Genomic DNA, 15,244 nt, shown 5'->3' on the forward strand with positions numbered 1-15,244 from the left:
CTGCGAAACTAGGCGCGGACCGCTCTGGAACCGGCGGTCCTGGGAGGCAGGACGTGAATACCCGGCAGGATGGTAGCAGCAACAGGCTGGACGACGCGGCGCGTGCCGGCTGGCTTTATTATGTTGCCGGCAACACGCAAGACCAGATCGCCGCCACGCTCGGCATTTCGCGGCAGACGGCGCAGCGGCTGGTGTCGCTGGCCGTGTCGGGAGGATTGATCAAGGTTCGCGTCGACCATCCGATCGCCAACTGCCTCGATCTGGCGGCACGGTTGAGATCCCGCTTCGCGCTCGATCTGGTCGAAGTGGTGCCGAGCGATCCCAATTCATCCTCCACCACGATCGGCATCGCCGAGGCGGCTGCCGCCGAGATCGAGCGGCGGCTGCGGTCACCGACGCCGATCGTCATGGCGATCGGCACCGGCCGCACGCTGAAGGCGGCGATCGAGCAATTGCCGCCGATGGAATGCCCGCAGCACAAGGTGGTGTCGTTGACCGGCAACATCTCGCCGGACGGCTCGGCCGCCTTCTACAACGTCATCTTCACCATGGCCGACAGGGTGAAGGCGCGATCCTTCCCGATGCCGCTGCCGGTCATCGCCTCTTCGCCGGAGGAGCGCGAGATGCTGCTCAACCAGCCGATGATCCAGCCGACCCTGGCGCTGGCGGCCGAAGCCGACGTCACCTTCATCGGCATTGGCGACCTCGGTCCCAAGGCGCCGCTCTACGAGGACGGCTTCATCTCTGAAAGCGAGTTGAAAGCCCTGCAGAAGGCCGGCGGCATCGCCGAGATCGTCGGCTGGGTGTTCGATCGCGAAGGCCGCATGATCGAGGGCATCACCAACGACCGAGTGTCGTCGGCCTCACTGCCGTCGCGCGAAAAGTCGCTGGTCATCGCATTGGCCATGGGCGAACGAAAGCTGCCGGGCATCCTGGCGGCCGCCAACCGGCGGCTGATCAACGGCCTCATCACCGATGAACGGACGGCTGCCGCGCTGCTGGCCAGCATCTGACGGCAGGTAGCGACGCCTGATTTGCAATAAAGCGGGCCACGCTACCCATGCCGCCCGAAAGGGTCGTTGCCATCGAGGAAACCGAGGTCGCGCTGCAGATGCGGCGACAGGTCCCTGATGTCGAGATATGCCTTCTTTTTTATCGCGAACAAGCCAAATCCGTCCGTGAGCCACGAAATCCAGCGGTGATCCGGAGCGGGAGTGCATCTTTGCTGCGCCATGGTCATGATCGTCAACCTTCGCTATCCTGAACCCGAATGACGGGTTGATCAGGAATGTCGGTCTTACCGGCCGCCTTTGCCAATCGAACGTCTGTTATGACCCATAAGGAGGCCTTATGCCGGACCTCAGCTCGCGACAGGTTTCGCAACTCCCGCCGCTGCAGGCGATCAGGGTGTTCGACGCGGTGGCGCGCCATCTTTCCTTCACCAGGGCCGCCGGCGAACTCGCCATGACGCAGGCGGCGGTCAGCTATCAGATCAAGGTGCTGGAGGAACGCATCGGCGCGCCGCTGTTCCTGCGCCGGCCGCGCCAGATCGTATTGACCGAGGCCGGGCAGCGTCTGGCGCCCGCCGTCGGCGAGGCCTTCGCCATTCTTGGCCAGGCCTATGCCGCGGTGCGTGGCGGGGCCGACGGGTTGCTGTGCGTCACCACCGTGCTGACCTTTGCCTCGAACTGGCTGGCGCACCGGCTGGGGTCGTTCCAGATCGCCCATCCGGCGCTTGCCGTTCGGCTTGAGACGTCGAGCCGCCTGACGGACTTCGCCCGTGAGGAAGCCGATATCGCCATCCGCTCGGGCGCCGGCAAATGGCCGGGCCTGGAAGCGCACAAGCTGTTCGATGCCGATTTCACGCCGATGCTGAGCCCCAAGCTCGCGGCAAGCATCGGTGGCGTCAAGGAACCGGCCGATCTCTTGCGGTTGCCGATCCTCGATCCTGGCGACATCTGGTGGAACGAGTGGTTTTCGGCTGCCGGCGTGCACTCGCACGATCTTGCCAGACGGCCCGGCAGCAGCATGGGTGCGCAGGCCTATGAGGCCAATGCGGCAATCGCCGGCCATGGCGTGGCGATCCTGACCAGGGCGCTGTTCAAGGCGGAATTGGCGGACGGCCGCCTGATCCAGCCCTTCGACTTGGTCGGCGACGACGGTCATGCCTATTGGCTGGTCTATCCGGAGGCGCGCCGCAACGTGCCGAAGATCCGTGCCTTCCGCGACTGGCTGCTGGCCGAGATCGCCTGCTGACAGGCAAGCCTCAGCAACTGCATTCAATTCCGCAAGCCGTTCTGTCCGGTCGTCTGACGTCCGGCGGGGCGCGGTTTGCCTTCGCAATTTCCACCCACCCAGTATCCGTCAGCCACGCCGAGTGCTGCGCTGCAGCATCGAATCCGGCTTGACATAATTGACGCCAAGTGAGTAATTGCTCAAAGCCAAGGCAAATGCTCATCTTGGTTCAAGGGAGGAATTTCATGAAACTTCGCACGCTCACCCTGGGCTTGTTGTCGGCCAGCGCGCTCGCGTTCGCCGCACACGCCGAATCCATCACCATCGCCACCGTCAACAATGGCGATATGGTCCGCATGCAAAAGCTGACCGATGACTTCACCAAGGCGAATCCCGACATCCAGCTCAACTGGGTTACGCTTGAAGAGAACGTGCTGCGCGAGCGCGTCACCACCGACATCGCCACCAAGGGTGGACAATATGACGTGATGACCATCGGCACCTATGAAGTTCCGATCTGGGCCAAGCAGAACTGGCTGCTGCCGCTCGACAAGCTTGGCGACGACTATGACGTAAAGGACATCATCCCGGCCATCGCCGGTGGTCTTTCAGTCGACGGCAAGCTCTATGCCGCGCCCTTCTACGGCGAAAGCTCCTTCGTCATGTACCGCAAGGACCTGATGGACAAGGCCGGGTTGAAGATGCCCGATGCGCCGACCTGGGACTTCATCAAGCAGGCCGCCGACAAGATGACCGACCGCGCCAATGGCGTGAACGGTGTGTGCCTGCGCGGCAAGGCCGGCTGGGGCGAGAACATGGCGTTCCTGACGGCGATGTCGAACTCCTTCGGCGCACGCTGGTTCGACGAGAACTGGAAGCCCCAGTTCGACCAGCCCGAATGGAAGAACACGCTGCAGTTCTATGTCGACCTGATGAAGGCCGACGGCCCCGAGGGCGCGTCCTCCAACGGCTTCAACGAAAACCTGGCGCTGTTCCAGCAGGGCAAGTGCGGCATGTGGATCGACGCCACCGTCGCCGCGTCTTTCGTCTCCGACCCTAAGGCATCCCAGGTCGCCGACAAGGTCGGCTATGCGCTGGCGCCCGACAATGGCCTCGGCAAGCGCGGCAACTGGCTGTGGGCCTGGTCGCTGGCCATCCCGGCCGGCACGCAGAAAGCTGATGCCGCCGAGAAGTTCGTCTCCTGGGCGACCAGCAAGCACTATGCCGAACTGGTTGCTTCGAAGGAGGGCTGGGCCAACGTTCCTCCGGGCACGCGCTCCTCGCTCTATGCCAATGCCGAGTACCAGAAGGCGGCTCCGTTCGCCAAGATGACGCTCGACTCCATCAACGCAGCCGATCCGACGCATCCGACCGTCAAGCCGGTGCCCTATGTCGGCGTCCAGTTCGTCGCCATCCCGGAGTTCCAGGGCCTTGGCACCACCGTCGGCCAGCTCTTCTCGGCGGCTCTTGCCGGCCAGTCGAGCGTCGACGATGCCCTGAAGCAGGCCCAGGACGCTGCCACCGCGACGATGACCGAAGGCGGATACATGAAGTAAGGCTCCTCCCGGTGCCGAATGCCGGTCGCCTTCTTGACCGGCAACGGCCGCCCGAGTTCCCAGTTCGGGCGGCCGCCTTTAACGCCTTTTGAAAATTCAGCCTGACCAGTGAAGGGTGACCGTCATGGCTACTCAGCAGACCCGTTCGCTTGCCCGTTTCATGATGGCGCCATCCGTGGTGCTGCTGTTCGTCTGGATGATCGTGCCGTTGGTCATCACCATCTGGTTCTCCTTCCAGCAGTACAATCCGCTCAATCCGATCCGCGACGGATTCGTCGGCTTTTCCAACTACGCGCTGTTCTACTCCAACCCGGCTTTCCTGCAGTCGATCCTCAACACGCTCACCCTGGTGATCAGCGTGCTTTTGATCACGGTGATCGGTGGCATCCTGCTGGCGCTTCTGATCGACCAGCCGATGTGGGGCCAGGGGATTGTGCGCATCCTCGTCATCTCACCCTTCTTCGTCATGCCGCCAGTGGCCGCATTGGTTTGGAAGAACATGATCATGCACCCGCAATACGGAGTGTTCGCCGACATGGCGCGCTTCTTCGGAGCGCAGCCGATCGACTGGTTCGGGCAGCATCCGATGCTGGCCATCATCATCATCGTCGCCTGGCAATGGCTGCCCTTCGCGACGCTCATTCTCTTGACCGCGCTGCAGTCGCTCGACGGTGAGCAGAAGGAAGCCGCCGAAATGGACGGCGCCGGCTTCATCAGCCGCTTCATCTATCTGACGCTGCCGCATATGTCGCGCGCCATCACCGTCGTCATCCTGATCCAGACGATCTTCCTCCTCTCCGTCTATGCCGAGATCCTCGTCACCACAAATGGCGGCCCGGGATACGCCTCCACCAACCTGCCCTTCCTCGTCTACCAGAAGGCGTTGCTGGAGTTCAAAATCGGTCAGGCGTCCGCCGGCGGCGTGATCGCCGTCATTCTCGCCAACATCGTTGCCTTCTTCGCCATGCGCGCCGTCGGCAAGAACCTGGACAAGTAAGGGAGGATACGATGGCACGCTCAGTCACCACCCGGCACAAGACGATCGCGACAATTGCCGCCTGGATCGTCGCGCTGCTGATCTTCTTCCCGATCCTCTACACGATCATCACCTCGTTCAAGTCGGAGCAGGAAGCCATCCAGGGTTTCAGCATCATCCCGTCGGGGACGTTCGAGAGTTATTCCGAGGTCCAGGCGCAGAACGGATATTTCAAGTTCTTCTTCAACTCGGTGCTGCTCTCGGTCGGCTCGACCATCCTGGCCCTGCTGGTCGCCATACCGGCCGCCTGGTCGATGGCCTTCTCGCCGACCAAGCGAACCAAGGACATCCTGATGTGGATGCTGTCCACGAAGATGATGCCCGCGGTTGCCGTGCTGTTTCCGATCTACCTGATCTTCCGCGACACGGGACTGCTCGACAGCCGTATCGGCCTGATGGTCATGCTGATGCTGATCAACCTGCCGATCGTGGTGTGGATGCTCTACACCTACTTCCGCGAAATCCCGGGGGAGATCCTGGAAGCGGCGCGGATGGACGGCGCATCGCTATGGAACGAGATCATTTATGTACTCACACCGATGGCCGTGCCCGGCATCGCCTCGACCATGCTGCTCAATATCATCCTGGCCTGGAACGAGGCGTTCTGGACAATCCGGCTGACAACCACGGAAGCAGCACCCTTGACCGCCTTCATCAGCTCGTTCTCAAGCCCGCAAGGCCTGTTCTGGGCCAAGCTTTCGGCGGCCTCGACACTGGCCATCGCACCGATCCTGATCATGGGCTGGTTCAGCCAGAAGCAGCTGGTGCGCGGCCTGACCTTTGGCGCCGTGAAGTAAGACCGCCGCAAGCAACAGACGCCGGACAATAACCCCCCGGGGAGGAAACCATGGGAAACATCACGCTCAAGAACGTCTCCAAATCCTTCGGAGCGACCTCCATCATCCCCGGCCTCGACCTGGTGATCGAAAATGGCGAGTTCGTCGTTTTCGTCGGCCCGTCCGGTTGCGGCAAGTCAACGCTGCTGCGGCTGATCGCCGGCCTGGAAGATACCAGCGGCGGCTCCATCAACATCGACGGCCGCGACGTCACCGGTGAGGCACCGGCCAAGCGCAAGCTGGCCATGGTGTTCCAGTCCTACGCGCTCTATCCGCACATGACGGTGGCCAAGAACATCGGCTTCCCGCTGAAGATGGCCGGCGAAGACAAGGCGACCATCGAAAAGAAGGTGGGGGACGCGGCGCGCGTGCTCAACCTGACCAACTACCTCGAACGCCGGCCGGGCCAGCTTTCCGGCGGCCAGCGCCAGCGCGTCGCCATCGGCCGCGCCATCGTGCGCCAGCCGACCGCCTTCCTGTTCGATGAACCGCTGTCCAATCTCGACGCAGCACTCCGCGGCACGATGCGGCTGGAGATCAGCGAGCTGCACCATCAGCTCAAGACGACCATGATCTATGTCACCCACGACCAGGTCGAAGCCATGACCATGGCCGACAAGATCGTCGTGCTGAACGCCGGCAACATCGAGCAGGTCGGCTCGCCGATGGAACTTTACAAGACGCCGAAGAACCTGTTCGTCGCCGGCTTCATCGGCTCGCCGAAGATGAACCTGATCGAAGGCGCGCCGGCTGCCAAATACAGCGCCAAGACCATCGGCATCCGCCCCGAGCATCTGGAAATCTCGACCACGGCGGGCGAATGGAAGGCCACCGTGGGCGTCGCCGAACATCTCGGCTCCGACACGTTCTTGCACGTTCAAGCTGATGGCGTCGGGCCGCTGACGGTGCGTGCCGACGGCGAACTGGCCGTCCATCACGGCGACACCATCTATCTGACGCCCGACAAGACCAAGCTGCATCGCTTCGGCGCCGACGGGAAGGCAATCTGAGCATGCGACTGGCCGGCAAATCCGCGTTGATCACGGGCTCGGCGCGCGGCATCGGCAGGGCCTTCGCCGAAGCCTATGTCGGCGAAGGCGCCACCGTCGCCATTGCCGACATCAATCTCGAGGCTGCGCGCAAGACGGCCGCCGAGATCGGCAGCAAGGCTTATGCGGTCAAGCTCGACGTCACCGACCTCGCCTCCATCGAAGCGGCGGTGAAAGCCGTCGAGGCGAAGACCGGCGGCCTCGATATATTGATCAACAACGCCGCCCTGTTCGACCTGGCGCCGATCGTCGAGATCACCAAGGCCAGCTACGACAAATTGTTTTCGGTCAACGTCGCCGGCACGCTGTTCATGCTGCAGGCAGCCGCCCGCTCGATGATCGCACGCGGCAAGGGCGGCAGGATCATCAACATGGCGAGCCAGGCCGGGCGGCGCGGCGAGGCGCTGGTCGGTGTCTATTGCGCCACCAAGGCCGCCGTCATCTCACTGACCCAGTCGGCGGGGCTCGACCTGATCAAGCATCGCATCAACGTCAACGCGATTGCCCCTGGCGTCGTCGACGGCGAGCACTGGGATCACGTTGATGCGCTGTTCGCCAAGTATGAAAACCGGCCGAAGGGCGAGAAGAAGAAACTGGTCGGCGAGGCAGTACCGTATGGCCGCATGGGCACGGCGCAGGACCTCACCGGCATGGCGGTCTTTCTCGCCAGCGCCGACGCCGAATACATCGTCGCCCAGACCTACAATGTCGATGGCGGCCAGTGGATGAGTTGAGGCGGGGACGGCCTCTGCTCCTCGTACCTCCGCGGGGGGCAGAGGCCGACATCGCAGGGCGCATCGACCTTGGAATACGTGCCGCCCCTTATCCTCTCCACGTGAGAAACGGGGAGAGGGAGTAACGAAGGCCGCAGCCCGGCCAAAGGGTAAAACAGATGACCGTAAAACTCTCGTCCGCAAACCTCTCCAATCTACCCGTCAAGGTCGCCGGTCCGAAATACGACCGCTCGGGGCTCAAGGCCGGCATCGTGCATTTCGGCGTCGGCAATTTCCATCGCTCGCACCAGGCCGTCTATCTCGACGATTTGTTCAACTCGGGCATCGGCCATGACTGGGCGCTGGTCGGCGCCGGGGTGTTCGAGGGCGAGAAGATCGGCCGCGCCAAGCTGGAAGAGCAGGATTGGCTGACCACGGTGGTCGAGCAGGACTCTGGGCATATGAGCGCCCGCGTGACCGGCGCCATGGTCGACTTCCTGATGCCGGGCGACGCGGCCGGCATCGTCGAACGGCTTGCCGACCCGGCGATCAAGATCGTTTCGCTGACCATCACCGAAGGAGGTTATTTCATCGACCCGGCCTCCGGTGTTTTCAACCCGACCCATCCCGACATCGTGGCGGACGCGCAGGCAGGCGCGACGCCGAAGACGGTGTTCGGCATCATTCTCGCCGGCCTGGTCCGCCGCCGCGACGAGGGCACTGTGCCGTTCACGGTGATGTCCTGCGACAACATTCCCCACAATGGCCATGTCACCTCCGACGGCGTCATTGGCCTGGCCCGTCTGATCGACGAGGATCTGGCGAACTGGGTCGGTGAAAAGGTTGCCTTTCCGAACGGCATGGTCGATCGCATCACACCGGCCACCACAGACCGCGAGCGCGGCATCCTGGCCAAGGATTTTGGCCTCGAGGACAACTGGCCAGTGTTCTGCGAGCCGTTCCGGCAATGGGTGCTGGAGGATCATTTCACCGATGGCCGTCCGCCGCTGGAAAAGGTCGGCGTGCAGTTCGTGAGGGATGTTGCCCCTTACGAGCTGATGAAGATCCGCATCCTCAATGGCGGCCATGCCACCATCGCCTATCCGGCCGGCCTGATGGACATTCATTTCGTCCATGAGGCGATGCAGGAGCCGCTGGTGAGCGGTTTTCTGGCCAAGCTCGAACGGGACGAAATCATCCCGACCGTGCCGCCGGTGCCGGACACGGTTCTGGAAGAATATTACCAGCTCATCGAGAGCCGCTTCTCCAATCCCAAGATCGGCGACACGGTGCGCCGGCTCTGCCTCGACGGTTCCAACCGTCAGCCGAAGTTCATCATCCCGACCATTGCCGACCGGCTGAAGGCCGGCAAAAGCGTCGACGGCCTGGCGCTGGAATCGGCGCTGTGGTGCCGCTACTGCTTCGGCACGACGGACAGCGGCGCCGTCATCGAACCCAACGACCCGAGCTGGGACCGGTTGCAGGCGACGGCAAAGGCGGCAAAGGATGCGCCTGCTGCCTGGCTTGCCATGGAGGACATCTATGGCGATGTCGGCCGCGCGACGGCGTTTGTCGAGGCCTTCGCCCATGCGCTCAACGTGCTGTGGGCGAATGGCGCGCGCGCGACGCTGACGCGCTATCTCGCCGGCGAGCTCTGAGACCATTCGACGTCATGACGCCTGAACTGGTTATCTTCGACTGCGATGGCGTGCTGGTCGACAGCGAGGCACTCTCCGTCTCGGCGCTGCTCGGCGTGATCAAGCTGGCCGGCGGCAATTTCAGCGAGGATGCCGCCTACGAGCATTTCCTCGGCAAGAGCATGAAGAGCGTGCGCGAGATCCTTGGCCGCGACTTCGGGCTGGATATCACCGACAGCCACCTGACCGAGATGCGTGTCGAACTGATGCGCAGGTTTCGCGAAGAGCTGAAGCCGATTGCCGGCGTCAAGGAGATGCTGCCGAGGCTAGGGCTGCCGTTCTGCGTCGCGTCCTCGGGCACGCTCGACCGGATCCGCTACGCGCTCGAAGTCACCGGATTGCTGGGGCTGATGGAACCGCATCTGTTCAGCGCCTCCATGGTGGCCAAGGGAAAGCCGGCGCCCGACCTGTTCCTCCATGCCGCCGCCAGCATGCGAGCCCAACCACGCAAATGCCTTGTCGTCGAGGACAGCCCGGCAGGCATCGCTGCGGCGCGGGCGGCAGGTATGCGCGTGTTTGCCTTCAGCGGCGGATCGCATGCCGGCAACCCAACATTGAAAGCGCGGCTTGCGTCGAGTGAACCGGACTTTATATTCGCTGACATGCTGCAATTGCCCGATCTGATTGCAGGCCTGGGAGCGAGAGTTAGAGCATCTTGACGAAACAGTTCGTTTGCGCGGTCGATGTCGGCACCGGGAGCGCCCGCGCGGGCATTCTCGACGCCAGTGGCACCTTGCTCGGCCGCGCCGAGCGGCCGATCGTCATGAACCAGCCGAAGCCCGACCACGCCGAGCATGATTCGCGCGATATCTGGTCGGCGGTCTGCACCGCCGTGCGCACTGCCCGCGAAAAGGCCGGCGTCGCCGCCGAGGACGTCGTCGGCATCTCCTTCGACGCCACCTGTTCGCTGGTGGTGCGGGATCGGCAAGGCGGCCAGCTCAGCGTCTCGACCACCGGCGACAGGCGCTGGGACACAATTGTCTGGCTCGACCATCGCGCCATTGCCGAGGCCGACGAATGCACGGCAAGCGGCCATGCCGTGCTCGACTATGTCGGCGGCGTCATGTCACCGGAAATGGAGACGCCAAAGCTGATGTGGCTGAAGCGGAACCTGCCCAAGACCTGGAATGAAGCCGGCTATCTATTCGATCTCACCGATTTCCTGACCTGGCAAGCGACAGGCTCGACGGCCCGTTCGCAATGCACGCTGACCGCCAAATGGACCTATCTGGCGCATGAGGAGATGGGTTGGCGCCGCGATTTCTTCGAGCTCGTCGGCCTCGACGATCTTTTCGAGCACGGCAATTTGCCCGAAAGGGCCAGTCCGATCGGAACCGATATTGGTCAGCTGACGGCGCAAGCGGCGGCAGAGCTTGGCCTGAGCGAAAAATGCCGGGTCGGAGCCGGCGTCATAGATGCCTATGCCGGCGCGCTTGGCGTGCTCGGCGGCTTTGCCGGCGACGAACAGAATATCGGCCGGCACCTGGCTCTGATTGCCGGCACGTCGAGCTGCGTCATGGCGATGTCGCCCGATCCGCAACCCTTCGCCGGCGTCTGGGGCCCATATTACGGCGCAGCCTTGCCGAAGCTGTGGCTGTCGGAAGGCGGCCAGTCGGCAACCGGCGCCCTGCTCGACCACATCATTCGCTGGCATGGAGCCGGCGGCGAGCCGGATGCCGCCATGCATGCAAAGATCGCCAGGCGCGTCGCCGAGCTGCGCGCCACCGAGGGTGAAAACCTTGCCGCAAGGCTGCATGTGCTGCCCGATTTCCACGGCAACCGTTCGCCGCTCGCCGATCCGCATGCCGTCGGCGTCGTCAGCGGGCTGACGCTGGACTCCTCCTTCGACAGCCTGTGCAAGCTCTACTGGCGCACCGCCGTCGGCATCGCACTCGGCGTGCGCCACGTACTGGAGGCGCTGAACGAGAACGGCTACCTGATCGATACGCTGCATGTCACCGGCGGCCATACCAAGAACCCGCTATTGATGGAGCTCTATGCCGACGCCACCGGCTGCGCGGTCATCGAGCCGTTGGCCGACGAGGCGGTGCTGCTCGGCACCGGCATGGTCGCGGCAACCGCGGCCGGGCTGTTTCCCGACCTCAACGCGGCCTGTCTGGCCATGCAGCAAGGCGGCAGGATGCGTGCCTCGAACCCTAAATCAGCCGGGCGTTTCGACCGCGATTACAAGGTTTTCCTCGAGATGCACCGCCAGCGGCAGATGCTGGACGCGATCCGGTAGGTAAAGCGGGCTACTGTCTCAGCAGGGACACGCCAGACTTCGCATCGAACAGGTGAAGGCTCGTTTCGTCGACCGCATAGCGGACATGGCTGTTGACGGCAGGGCATTCGCGGGTCGGCACCAGCGCGCTGATCTCCTTGCCGCCGGAACCGAAGATCACCAGCGCGTCGTTGCCATGAAACTCGATGAGATCGGCTGTGCCTTCAAGAAGGTTGCCAGCATCAGCGGCAGCGGTCTTTAGATCCGGAGGCCTGATACCAAGCACCGCGCGCTCAACCCCTTGCAGATTGAAACGCAAGCCTTCGATCGAAAAGACTGCACCGGCGCTCGTCAGAATCCAGCGGTTGTCTTTGCGCCCCACGGCTACGTCGATGAAATTCATGTTCGGCGTCCCTATGAACCCGGCGACGAACAGATTGCCCGGCCGCTCGTAGATTTCGGCCGGCGAGCCGATCTGCTCGATCCGGCCGTCGCGCAAAAGCACGATGCGGTCGGCGAGCGTCATTGCTTCCAGCTGGTCGTGGGTAACGTAGACGGTGGTCGTCTCCAGCGACTGGTGCAGCCGGGCGATCTCGATGCGCATGTGATTGCGCAGCTTGGCATCGAGATTGGACAGCGGCTCGTCGAACAGGAACACTTTTGGAGTCTTGATCATGGCGCGGGCAATCGCCACGCGCTGCTGCTGGCCGCCGGACAGCTCCGCCGGCTTGCGGCCGAGATAGGGATCCAGCCCCAACGTCTTCGAGACCGCCTCGACGCGCTGCTGGATTTCCGCCTTCGGCACCTTCTGCCGCTTCAGGCCGAAGGCGATGTTGTCGAAGATCGTCATGTGCGGATAAAGCGCGTAGTTCTGGAACACCATGGCGATGCCGCGGTCGCCAGGGTCGAGGTCGTTGACCACCTTGCCGCCGATCGAGACCTCGCCGCCGCTGATGTCCTCCAGCCCCGCCAGCATGCGCAGCAAGGTCGACTTGCCGCAGCCGGAAGGGCCGAGGAAGACGACGAACTCGTGTTCCTCGATGGCGAGGTTCAGGTCGCGGATGACGGTCGTCGCGCCGTAGGACTTCTCGATATTGGAGCAGGTGATCGCGGACATGGTTCGGTCAGCCCTTCTCGCTCGAAATCAGGATCTGCAGCTTGACGTCTTCCGGATGCGCCGCGGCCGCGCGCTCGAAGGCCTCGATGCTGTCGTCGAAGGGATAGGTGCCGGTGATCAGCGGGTTGAGGTCGACCTTGCCGGAGGCGATGAGCTGCAAAGCACGGTCGAAGATGTTGGCGTAGCGGAACACCGTCTCGATGCGCACTTCCTTCGATATGGCCGCAGGCACATTGAGCGCCACCGGCTCGACCGGCAATCCGACGAGGACCACCGCGCCGCCAGGGCGCACGACCTCGAACAGATCGGCGAACGCCTTCGGGCTGCCGCTGGCCTCGAAGACGATATCGGCGCCCCAATGGTCGGTCGCCACAGCCACCGCTTCGACCAGCGACTGCTCGCCGATATTGACCGGGACGATACCCGGATAGCGCGCCGCGATCTCGAGCTTCGGGGCGGAGAAGTCCGAAATCAGCACTTTCGAACAGCCGCCGGCAAGGGCTGCCAGCGCGATCATGATGCCGATCGGGCCGCAGCCGACGACGACCGCCACGTCGCCCGGAACGATGCGAGCGCGGGCAGCAGCCTGCATGCCGATGGCAAAGGGCTCGACCATCGCCCCTTCGGCGAAGGAGACGTTGTCCGGCAGCCGGTAGGTGAACGCCGCCGGATGCACGGCTTGCGGCGCAAGAATGCCATGCACCGGCGGCGTCGCCCAGAAGCTTACGTCGGGGTCGACATTGTAGATGCCGAGTTTTGTTGCGCGCGATGACAGGTTCGGCACGCCCGGCTCCATGCAGACGCGATCCCCGACCTTCAGCGTCCTGACATTGGCGCCGACTTCGACGATCGTTCCGGACGCTTCGTGGCCAAGCACCATCGGCGCGCGCACGACGTAACTGCCGATGGCGCCATGGGTGTAATAGTGCACGTCGCTGCCGCAGACACCGACCGTGTGGATGGCGATTCTGACGTCGTCCGGCCCGACGTCGAGCGGCAACGCAATCTCGCGCAGAGCCAGCTCGCCCTTTTTCTCAAGCACCAAAGCCCGCATATCTCGTCCTCGCTTCAAGTCTTTTTTTGCCGGAAAACGGAATTCAGGAAGCCGCTGAGCACGCCGAGGAATAGAAGCGGCGGCAGCGACAGAAGCACGACCGAGGCATTGAGGATGCCCCACGGCACGTTCATGCCTTGCTGGGACAGTTCCGAGGCGACGATCGGCAAGGTCTTGGCATTGGAGCTGGACAGCATCAGCGCGATCAGGAACTCGTTCCAGACCAGCACGAAGCTGAACGCGACCGCACCGATCAGCGAGCGCGCGGCGACCGGCAGTGCGATCCGCCAGAACACGGAATAGGCGCCGTAGCCATCGACGAAGGCGGCTTCCTCGACCTCCTTCGGCACGCTCTGGAAGGCGGGAATGGCCAGCCACATGATCACCGAGATGGTGAGCAGCGAATAGGTGACGATCAGCGCAGCGAGCGTGTCGTAGAGGCCGAGCTGCAGCCAGATCACCATCAGCGGGATGGCCACAGCCACCGGCGGCAGGAAGCGCAGCGACAGCACGAAGAACTGGATGTCGCCGGCCCAGCGGTTGGGGTAGCGCGCCACAGCATAGGCGGCAGGCAGGCCAAGCACCACGCCGATCAGCACCGCGACGCCGCAGGCGATGACCGAGTTGTAGAGGCCGGTCATGACGCTGTCGCGGCCGATGATGTAGCTGATGTTGGCCAGCGTCGGCGTGAACACCAGGCGCGGAACGCGGGTGATGATATCGACATTGTTCTTCAGCGAATTGAGCGCCGTCCACAACAGCGGAAACACGGCCATGAAGCAGGCGAAGGCCAGCACGGCCTTGCCGACAAGGCGGCCCGGCCTCATGCGATATGGTGGTCTCATGCCTGCACCCGCTTCCACAGCATGGTGAAGGTGATGACGGTGGCGATCATCATCAGAACCGCCATCGCCGAGGCATAGGACACCTTGCCGGACTCGATGAAGCCCTGCGAGAATGCGTACATATCGAGCGTTTCGGTCGCCACGCCCGGTCCGCCGCGGGTCATCACATAGATCAGGTCGAAGGAGCGCAGCGACTCGATCATCTTGACGAACATCAGGCTGATCAGCGGCGCCTTCAGCATCGGCAAGGTCACATAAGCATGGATCTGCCAGTGCCTGGCGTGGTCGAGGCGCGCCGCCTCGATCGGCTGCGGCGGCAAGGTCTCCAGCAGCTTCAGCACGATGACGGCGAAGAACAGGCCCCATTGCCAGACATCGACGGAGGCGACGGCGAACAGTGCCGTCGCCGGCTTGGACAGCGGGTCGAAGATCAGCCCGCCGGTCAGCAGCCGGTACGGGTAGGTGGCGATGCCGTAGAGCGGATGGTAGGCGAACTTCCAGACGAAGGCGGCCGAGACACGCGGCAGCAGGACCGGGACAATGAACAGCAGGCAGTAGATGTTGCGCAGGCGCGGCGAGGCGACCTCGAACATCAGCACGCCCAGTCCGATCGCCACGGCCATGGTGGCGACAACGGTGACGACCTCCCACTTCACCGAAACCCAGACCGCATTGAGAAAGCGGCGGTCGAAGAACAGGTCATAGAAGTTCGACAACCAGACATAGGAATAGGCCGTCGAGGAGAGCTCGCGGTTCTGCAGGGCAATGACGATCGCGTAGAGCGTCGGCACCATAGACAGGATCAGGAGAATGACGAGCGTCGGCACGATGAAGGTGACCGGCAAGGATGAGCGTCGCGGCATCTGTCTATCCTTGGCTGCGTCT

15 protein-coding genes are annotated in these 15,244 nt (G+C 63.2%); 10 read left to right on the plus strand and 5 right to left on the minus strand.

Annotation, left to right across the window (positions count from 1 at the left end; translation table 11 throughout):
• The first annotated feature begins 53 nt into the window (after positions 1 to 53).
• Positions 54 to 1,013 carry a sugar-binding transcriptional regulator gene (locus tag NKJ90_RS20785; protein WP_023760254.1) on the plus strand — a complete coding sequence of 320 codons (960 nt, stop codon included), beginning with the start codon at positions 54 to 56 and terminating at the stop codon, positions 1,011 to 1,013.
• 41 nt (positions 1,014 to 1,054) lie between these two features.
• Here NKJ90_RS20785 and NKJ90_RS20790 read toward each other — a convergent pair whose 3' ends face one another.
• Complete coding sequence (locus NKJ90_RS20790; RefSeq protein WP_023760255.1) at positions 1,055 to 1,240, minus strand: hypothetical protein; 186 nt, start codon at positions 1,238 to 1,240, stop codon at positions 1,055 to 1,057.
• A 110-nt stretch (positions 1,241 to 1,350) separates the two neighbouring features.
• Between NKJ90_RS20790 and gcvA the strand changes: the two genes are divergently transcribed.
• The 9 genes from gcvA to NKJ90_RS20835 all read left to right on the plus strand — a co-directional run bounded on the left by gcvA (position 1,351) and on the right by NKJ90_RS20835 (position 11,364).
• Positions 1,351 to 2,256, plus strand: coding sequence for a transcriptional regulator GcvA (gene gcvA / locus NKJ90_RS20795; RefSeq protein ID WP_023760256.1), 906 nt, complete (start codon positions 1,351 to 1,353; stop codon positions 2,254 to 2,256).
• Positions 2,257 to 2,480: 224 nt separating this feature from the next.
• Positions 2,481 to 3,791: an ABC transporter substrate-binding protein gene (locus tag NKJ90_RS20800; RefSeq protein WP_023760257.1), complete on the plus strand. Its 1,311-nt coding sequence runs from the start codon at positions 2,481 to 2,483 to the stop codon at positions 3,789 to 3,791.
• A gap of 124 nt (positions 3,792 to 3,915) precedes the next feature.
• Positions 3,916 to 4,788, plus strand: coding sequence for a carbohydrate ABC transporter permease (locus tag NKJ90_RS20805; RefSeq protein WP_023760258.1), 873 nt, complete (start codon positions 3,916 to 3,918; stop codon positions 4,786 to 4,788).
• A gap of 11 nt (positions 4,789 to 4,799) precedes the next feature.
• Positions 4,800 to 5,624, plus strand: a complete 825-nt coding sequence (locus tag NKJ90_RS20810; protein WP_023760259.1) for a carbohydrate ABC transporter permease — start codon at positions 4,800 to 4,802, stop codon at positions 5,622 to 5,624.
• Between the two features lie 50 nt (positions 5,625 to 5,674).
• Positions 5,675 to 6,673 (plus strand): ABC transporter ATP-binding protein, encoded by a 999-nt coding sequence (locus tag NKJ90_RS20815; RefSeq protein WP_023760260.1) that lies wholly within the window; start codon positions 5,675 to 5,677, stop codon positions 6,671 to 6,673.
• Positions 6,674 to 6,675: 2 nt separating this feature from the next.
• Entirely contained in the window at positions 6,676 to 7,446 is a 771-nt protein-coding gene (locus NKJ90_RS20820; RefSeq protein ID WP_023760261.1) for an L-iditol 2-dehydrogenase, read from the plus strand.
• Positions 7,447 to 7,604: 158 nt separating this feature from the next.
• Entirely contained in the window at positions 7,605 to 9,083 is a 1,479-nt protein-coding gene (locus tag NKJ90_RS20825; protein WP_023760262.1) for a mannitol dehydrogenase family protein, read from the plus strand.
• Positions 9,084 to 9,097: 14 nt separating this feature from the next.
• Complete coding sequence (locus NKJ90_RS20830; RefSeq protein ID WP_023760263.1) at positions 9,098 to 9,781, plus strand: HAD family hydrolase; 684 nt, start codon at positions 9,098 to 9,100, stop codon at positions 9,779 to 9,781.
• The gene (locus tag NKJ90_RS20835; protein ID WP_023760264.1) at positions 9,778 to 11,364 is read left to right on the plus strand and encodes an FGGY-family carbohydrate kinase; all 1,587 of its coding nucleotides are present in this window, start codon (positions 9,778 to 9,780) and stop codon (positions 11,362 to 11,364) included. Before NKJ90_RS20830 ends, NKJ90_RS20835 begins: the two co-directional genes overlap by 4 nt.
• Positions 11,365 to 11,374: 10 nt before the next feature.
• On the opposite strand, the gene NKJ90_RS20840 is transcribed toward NKJ90_RS20835, so the two are convergent.
• The 4 genes from NKJ90_RS20840 to NKJ90_RS20855 are packed head-to-tail and all read right to left on the minus strand — an operon-like array spanning position 11,375 to position 15,222.
• Complete coding sequence (locus tag NKJ90_RS20840) at positions 11,375 to 12,460, minus strand: ABC transporter ATP-binding protein (protein ID WP_023760265.1); 1,086 nt, start codon at positions 12,458 to 12,460, stop codon at positions 11,375 to 11,377.
• Between the two features lie 7 nt (positions 12,461 to 12,467).
• Positions 12,468 to 13,514 carry an NAD(P)-dependent alcohol dehydrogenase gene (locus tag NKJ90_RS20845; protein ID WP_023760266.1) on the minus strand — a complete coding sequence of 349 codons (1,047 nt, stop codon included), beginning with the start codon at positions 13,512 to 13,514 and terminating at the stop codon, positions 12,468 to 12,470.
• Positions 13,515 to 13,528: 14 nt separating this feature from the next.
• On the minus strand, positions 13,529 to 14,341 hold the full coding sequence (locus NKJ90_RS20850) for a carbohydrate ABC transporter permease (RefSeq protein ID WP_023760267.1): 813 nt from the start codon (positions 14,339 to 14,341) through the stop codon (positions 13,529 to 13,531).
• A 14-nt stretch (positions 14,342 to 14,355) separates the two neighbouring features.
• Positions 14,356 to 15,222 (minus strand): carbohydrate ABC transporter permease, encoded by an 867-nt coding sequence (locus NKJ90_RS20855; protein ID WP_023760268.1) that lies wholly within the window; start codon positions 15,220 to 15,222, stop codon positions 14,356 to 14,358.
• Positions 15,223 to 15,244: the final 22 nt, after the last annotated feature.

It is taken from the genome of Mesorhizobium sp. M0051 (genome assembly GCF_040323235.1).
GTDB lineage: Bacteria > Pseudomonadota > Alphaproteobacteria > Rhizobiales > Rhizobiaceae > Mesorhizobium.

What these genes read in the sequence shown, in the direction of transcription:
- NKJ90_RS20840 (WP_023760265.1), bottom strand. Translation starts at nt 12,460, where the DNA reads ATGTCCGCGATCACCTGCTCCAATATCGAGAAGTCCTACGGCGCGACG.
- NKJ90_RS20805 (WP_023760258.1), top strand. Translation starts at nt 3,916, where the DNA reads ATGGCTACTCAGCAGACCCGTTCGCTTGCCCGTTTCATGATGGCGCCA.
- NKJ90_RS20830 (WP_023760263.1), top strand. Translation starts at nt 9,098, where the DNA reads ATGACGCCTGAACTGGTTATCTTCGACTGCGATGGCGTGCTGGTCGAC.
- NKJ90_RS20820 (WP_023760261.1), top strand. Translation starts at nt 6,676, where the DNA reads ATGCGACTGGCCGGCAAATCCGCGTTGATCACGGGCTCGGCGCGCGGC.
- gcvA (WP_023760256.1), top strand. Translation starts at nt 1,351, where the DNA reads ATGCCGGACCTCAGCTCGCGACAGGTTTCGCAACTCCCGCCGCTGCAG.
- NKJ90_RS20815 (WP_023760260.1), top strand. Translation starts at nt 5,675, where the DNA reads ATGGGAAACATCACGCTCAAGAACGTCTCCAAATCCTTCGGAGCGACC.
- NKJ90_RS20845 (WP_023760266.1), bottom strand. Translation starts at nt 13,514, where the DNA reads ATGCGGGCTTTGGTGCTTGAGAAAAAGGGCGAGCTGGCTCTGCGCGAG.
- NKJ90_RS20850 (WP_023760267.1), bottom strand. Translation starts at nt 14,341, where the DNA reads ATGAGGCCGGGCCGCCTTGTCGGCAAGGCCGTGCTGGCCTTCGCCTGC.
- NKJ90_RS20825 (WP_023760262.1), top strand. Translation starts at nt 7,605, where the DNA reads ATGACCGTAAAACTCTCGTCCGCAAACCTCTCCAATCTACCCGTCAAG.
- NKJ90_RS20855 (WP_023760268.1), bottom strand. Translation starts at nt 15,222, where the DNA reads ATGCCGCGACGCTCATCCTTGCCGGTCACCTTCATCGTGCCGACGCTC.
- NKJ90_RS20800 (WP_023760257.1), top strand. Translation starts at nt 2,481, where the DNA reads ATGAAACTTCGCACGCTCACCCTGGGCTTGTTGTCGGCCAGCGCGCTC.
- NKJ90_RS20790 (WP_023760255.1), bottom strand. Translation starts at nt 1,240, where the DNA reads ATGACCATGGCGCAGCAAAGATGCACTCCCGCTCCGGATCACCGCTGG.
- NKJ90_RS20810 (WP_023760259.1), top strand. Translation starts at nt 4,800, where the DNA reads ATGGCACGCTCAGTCACCACCCGGCACAAGACGATCGCGACAATTGCC.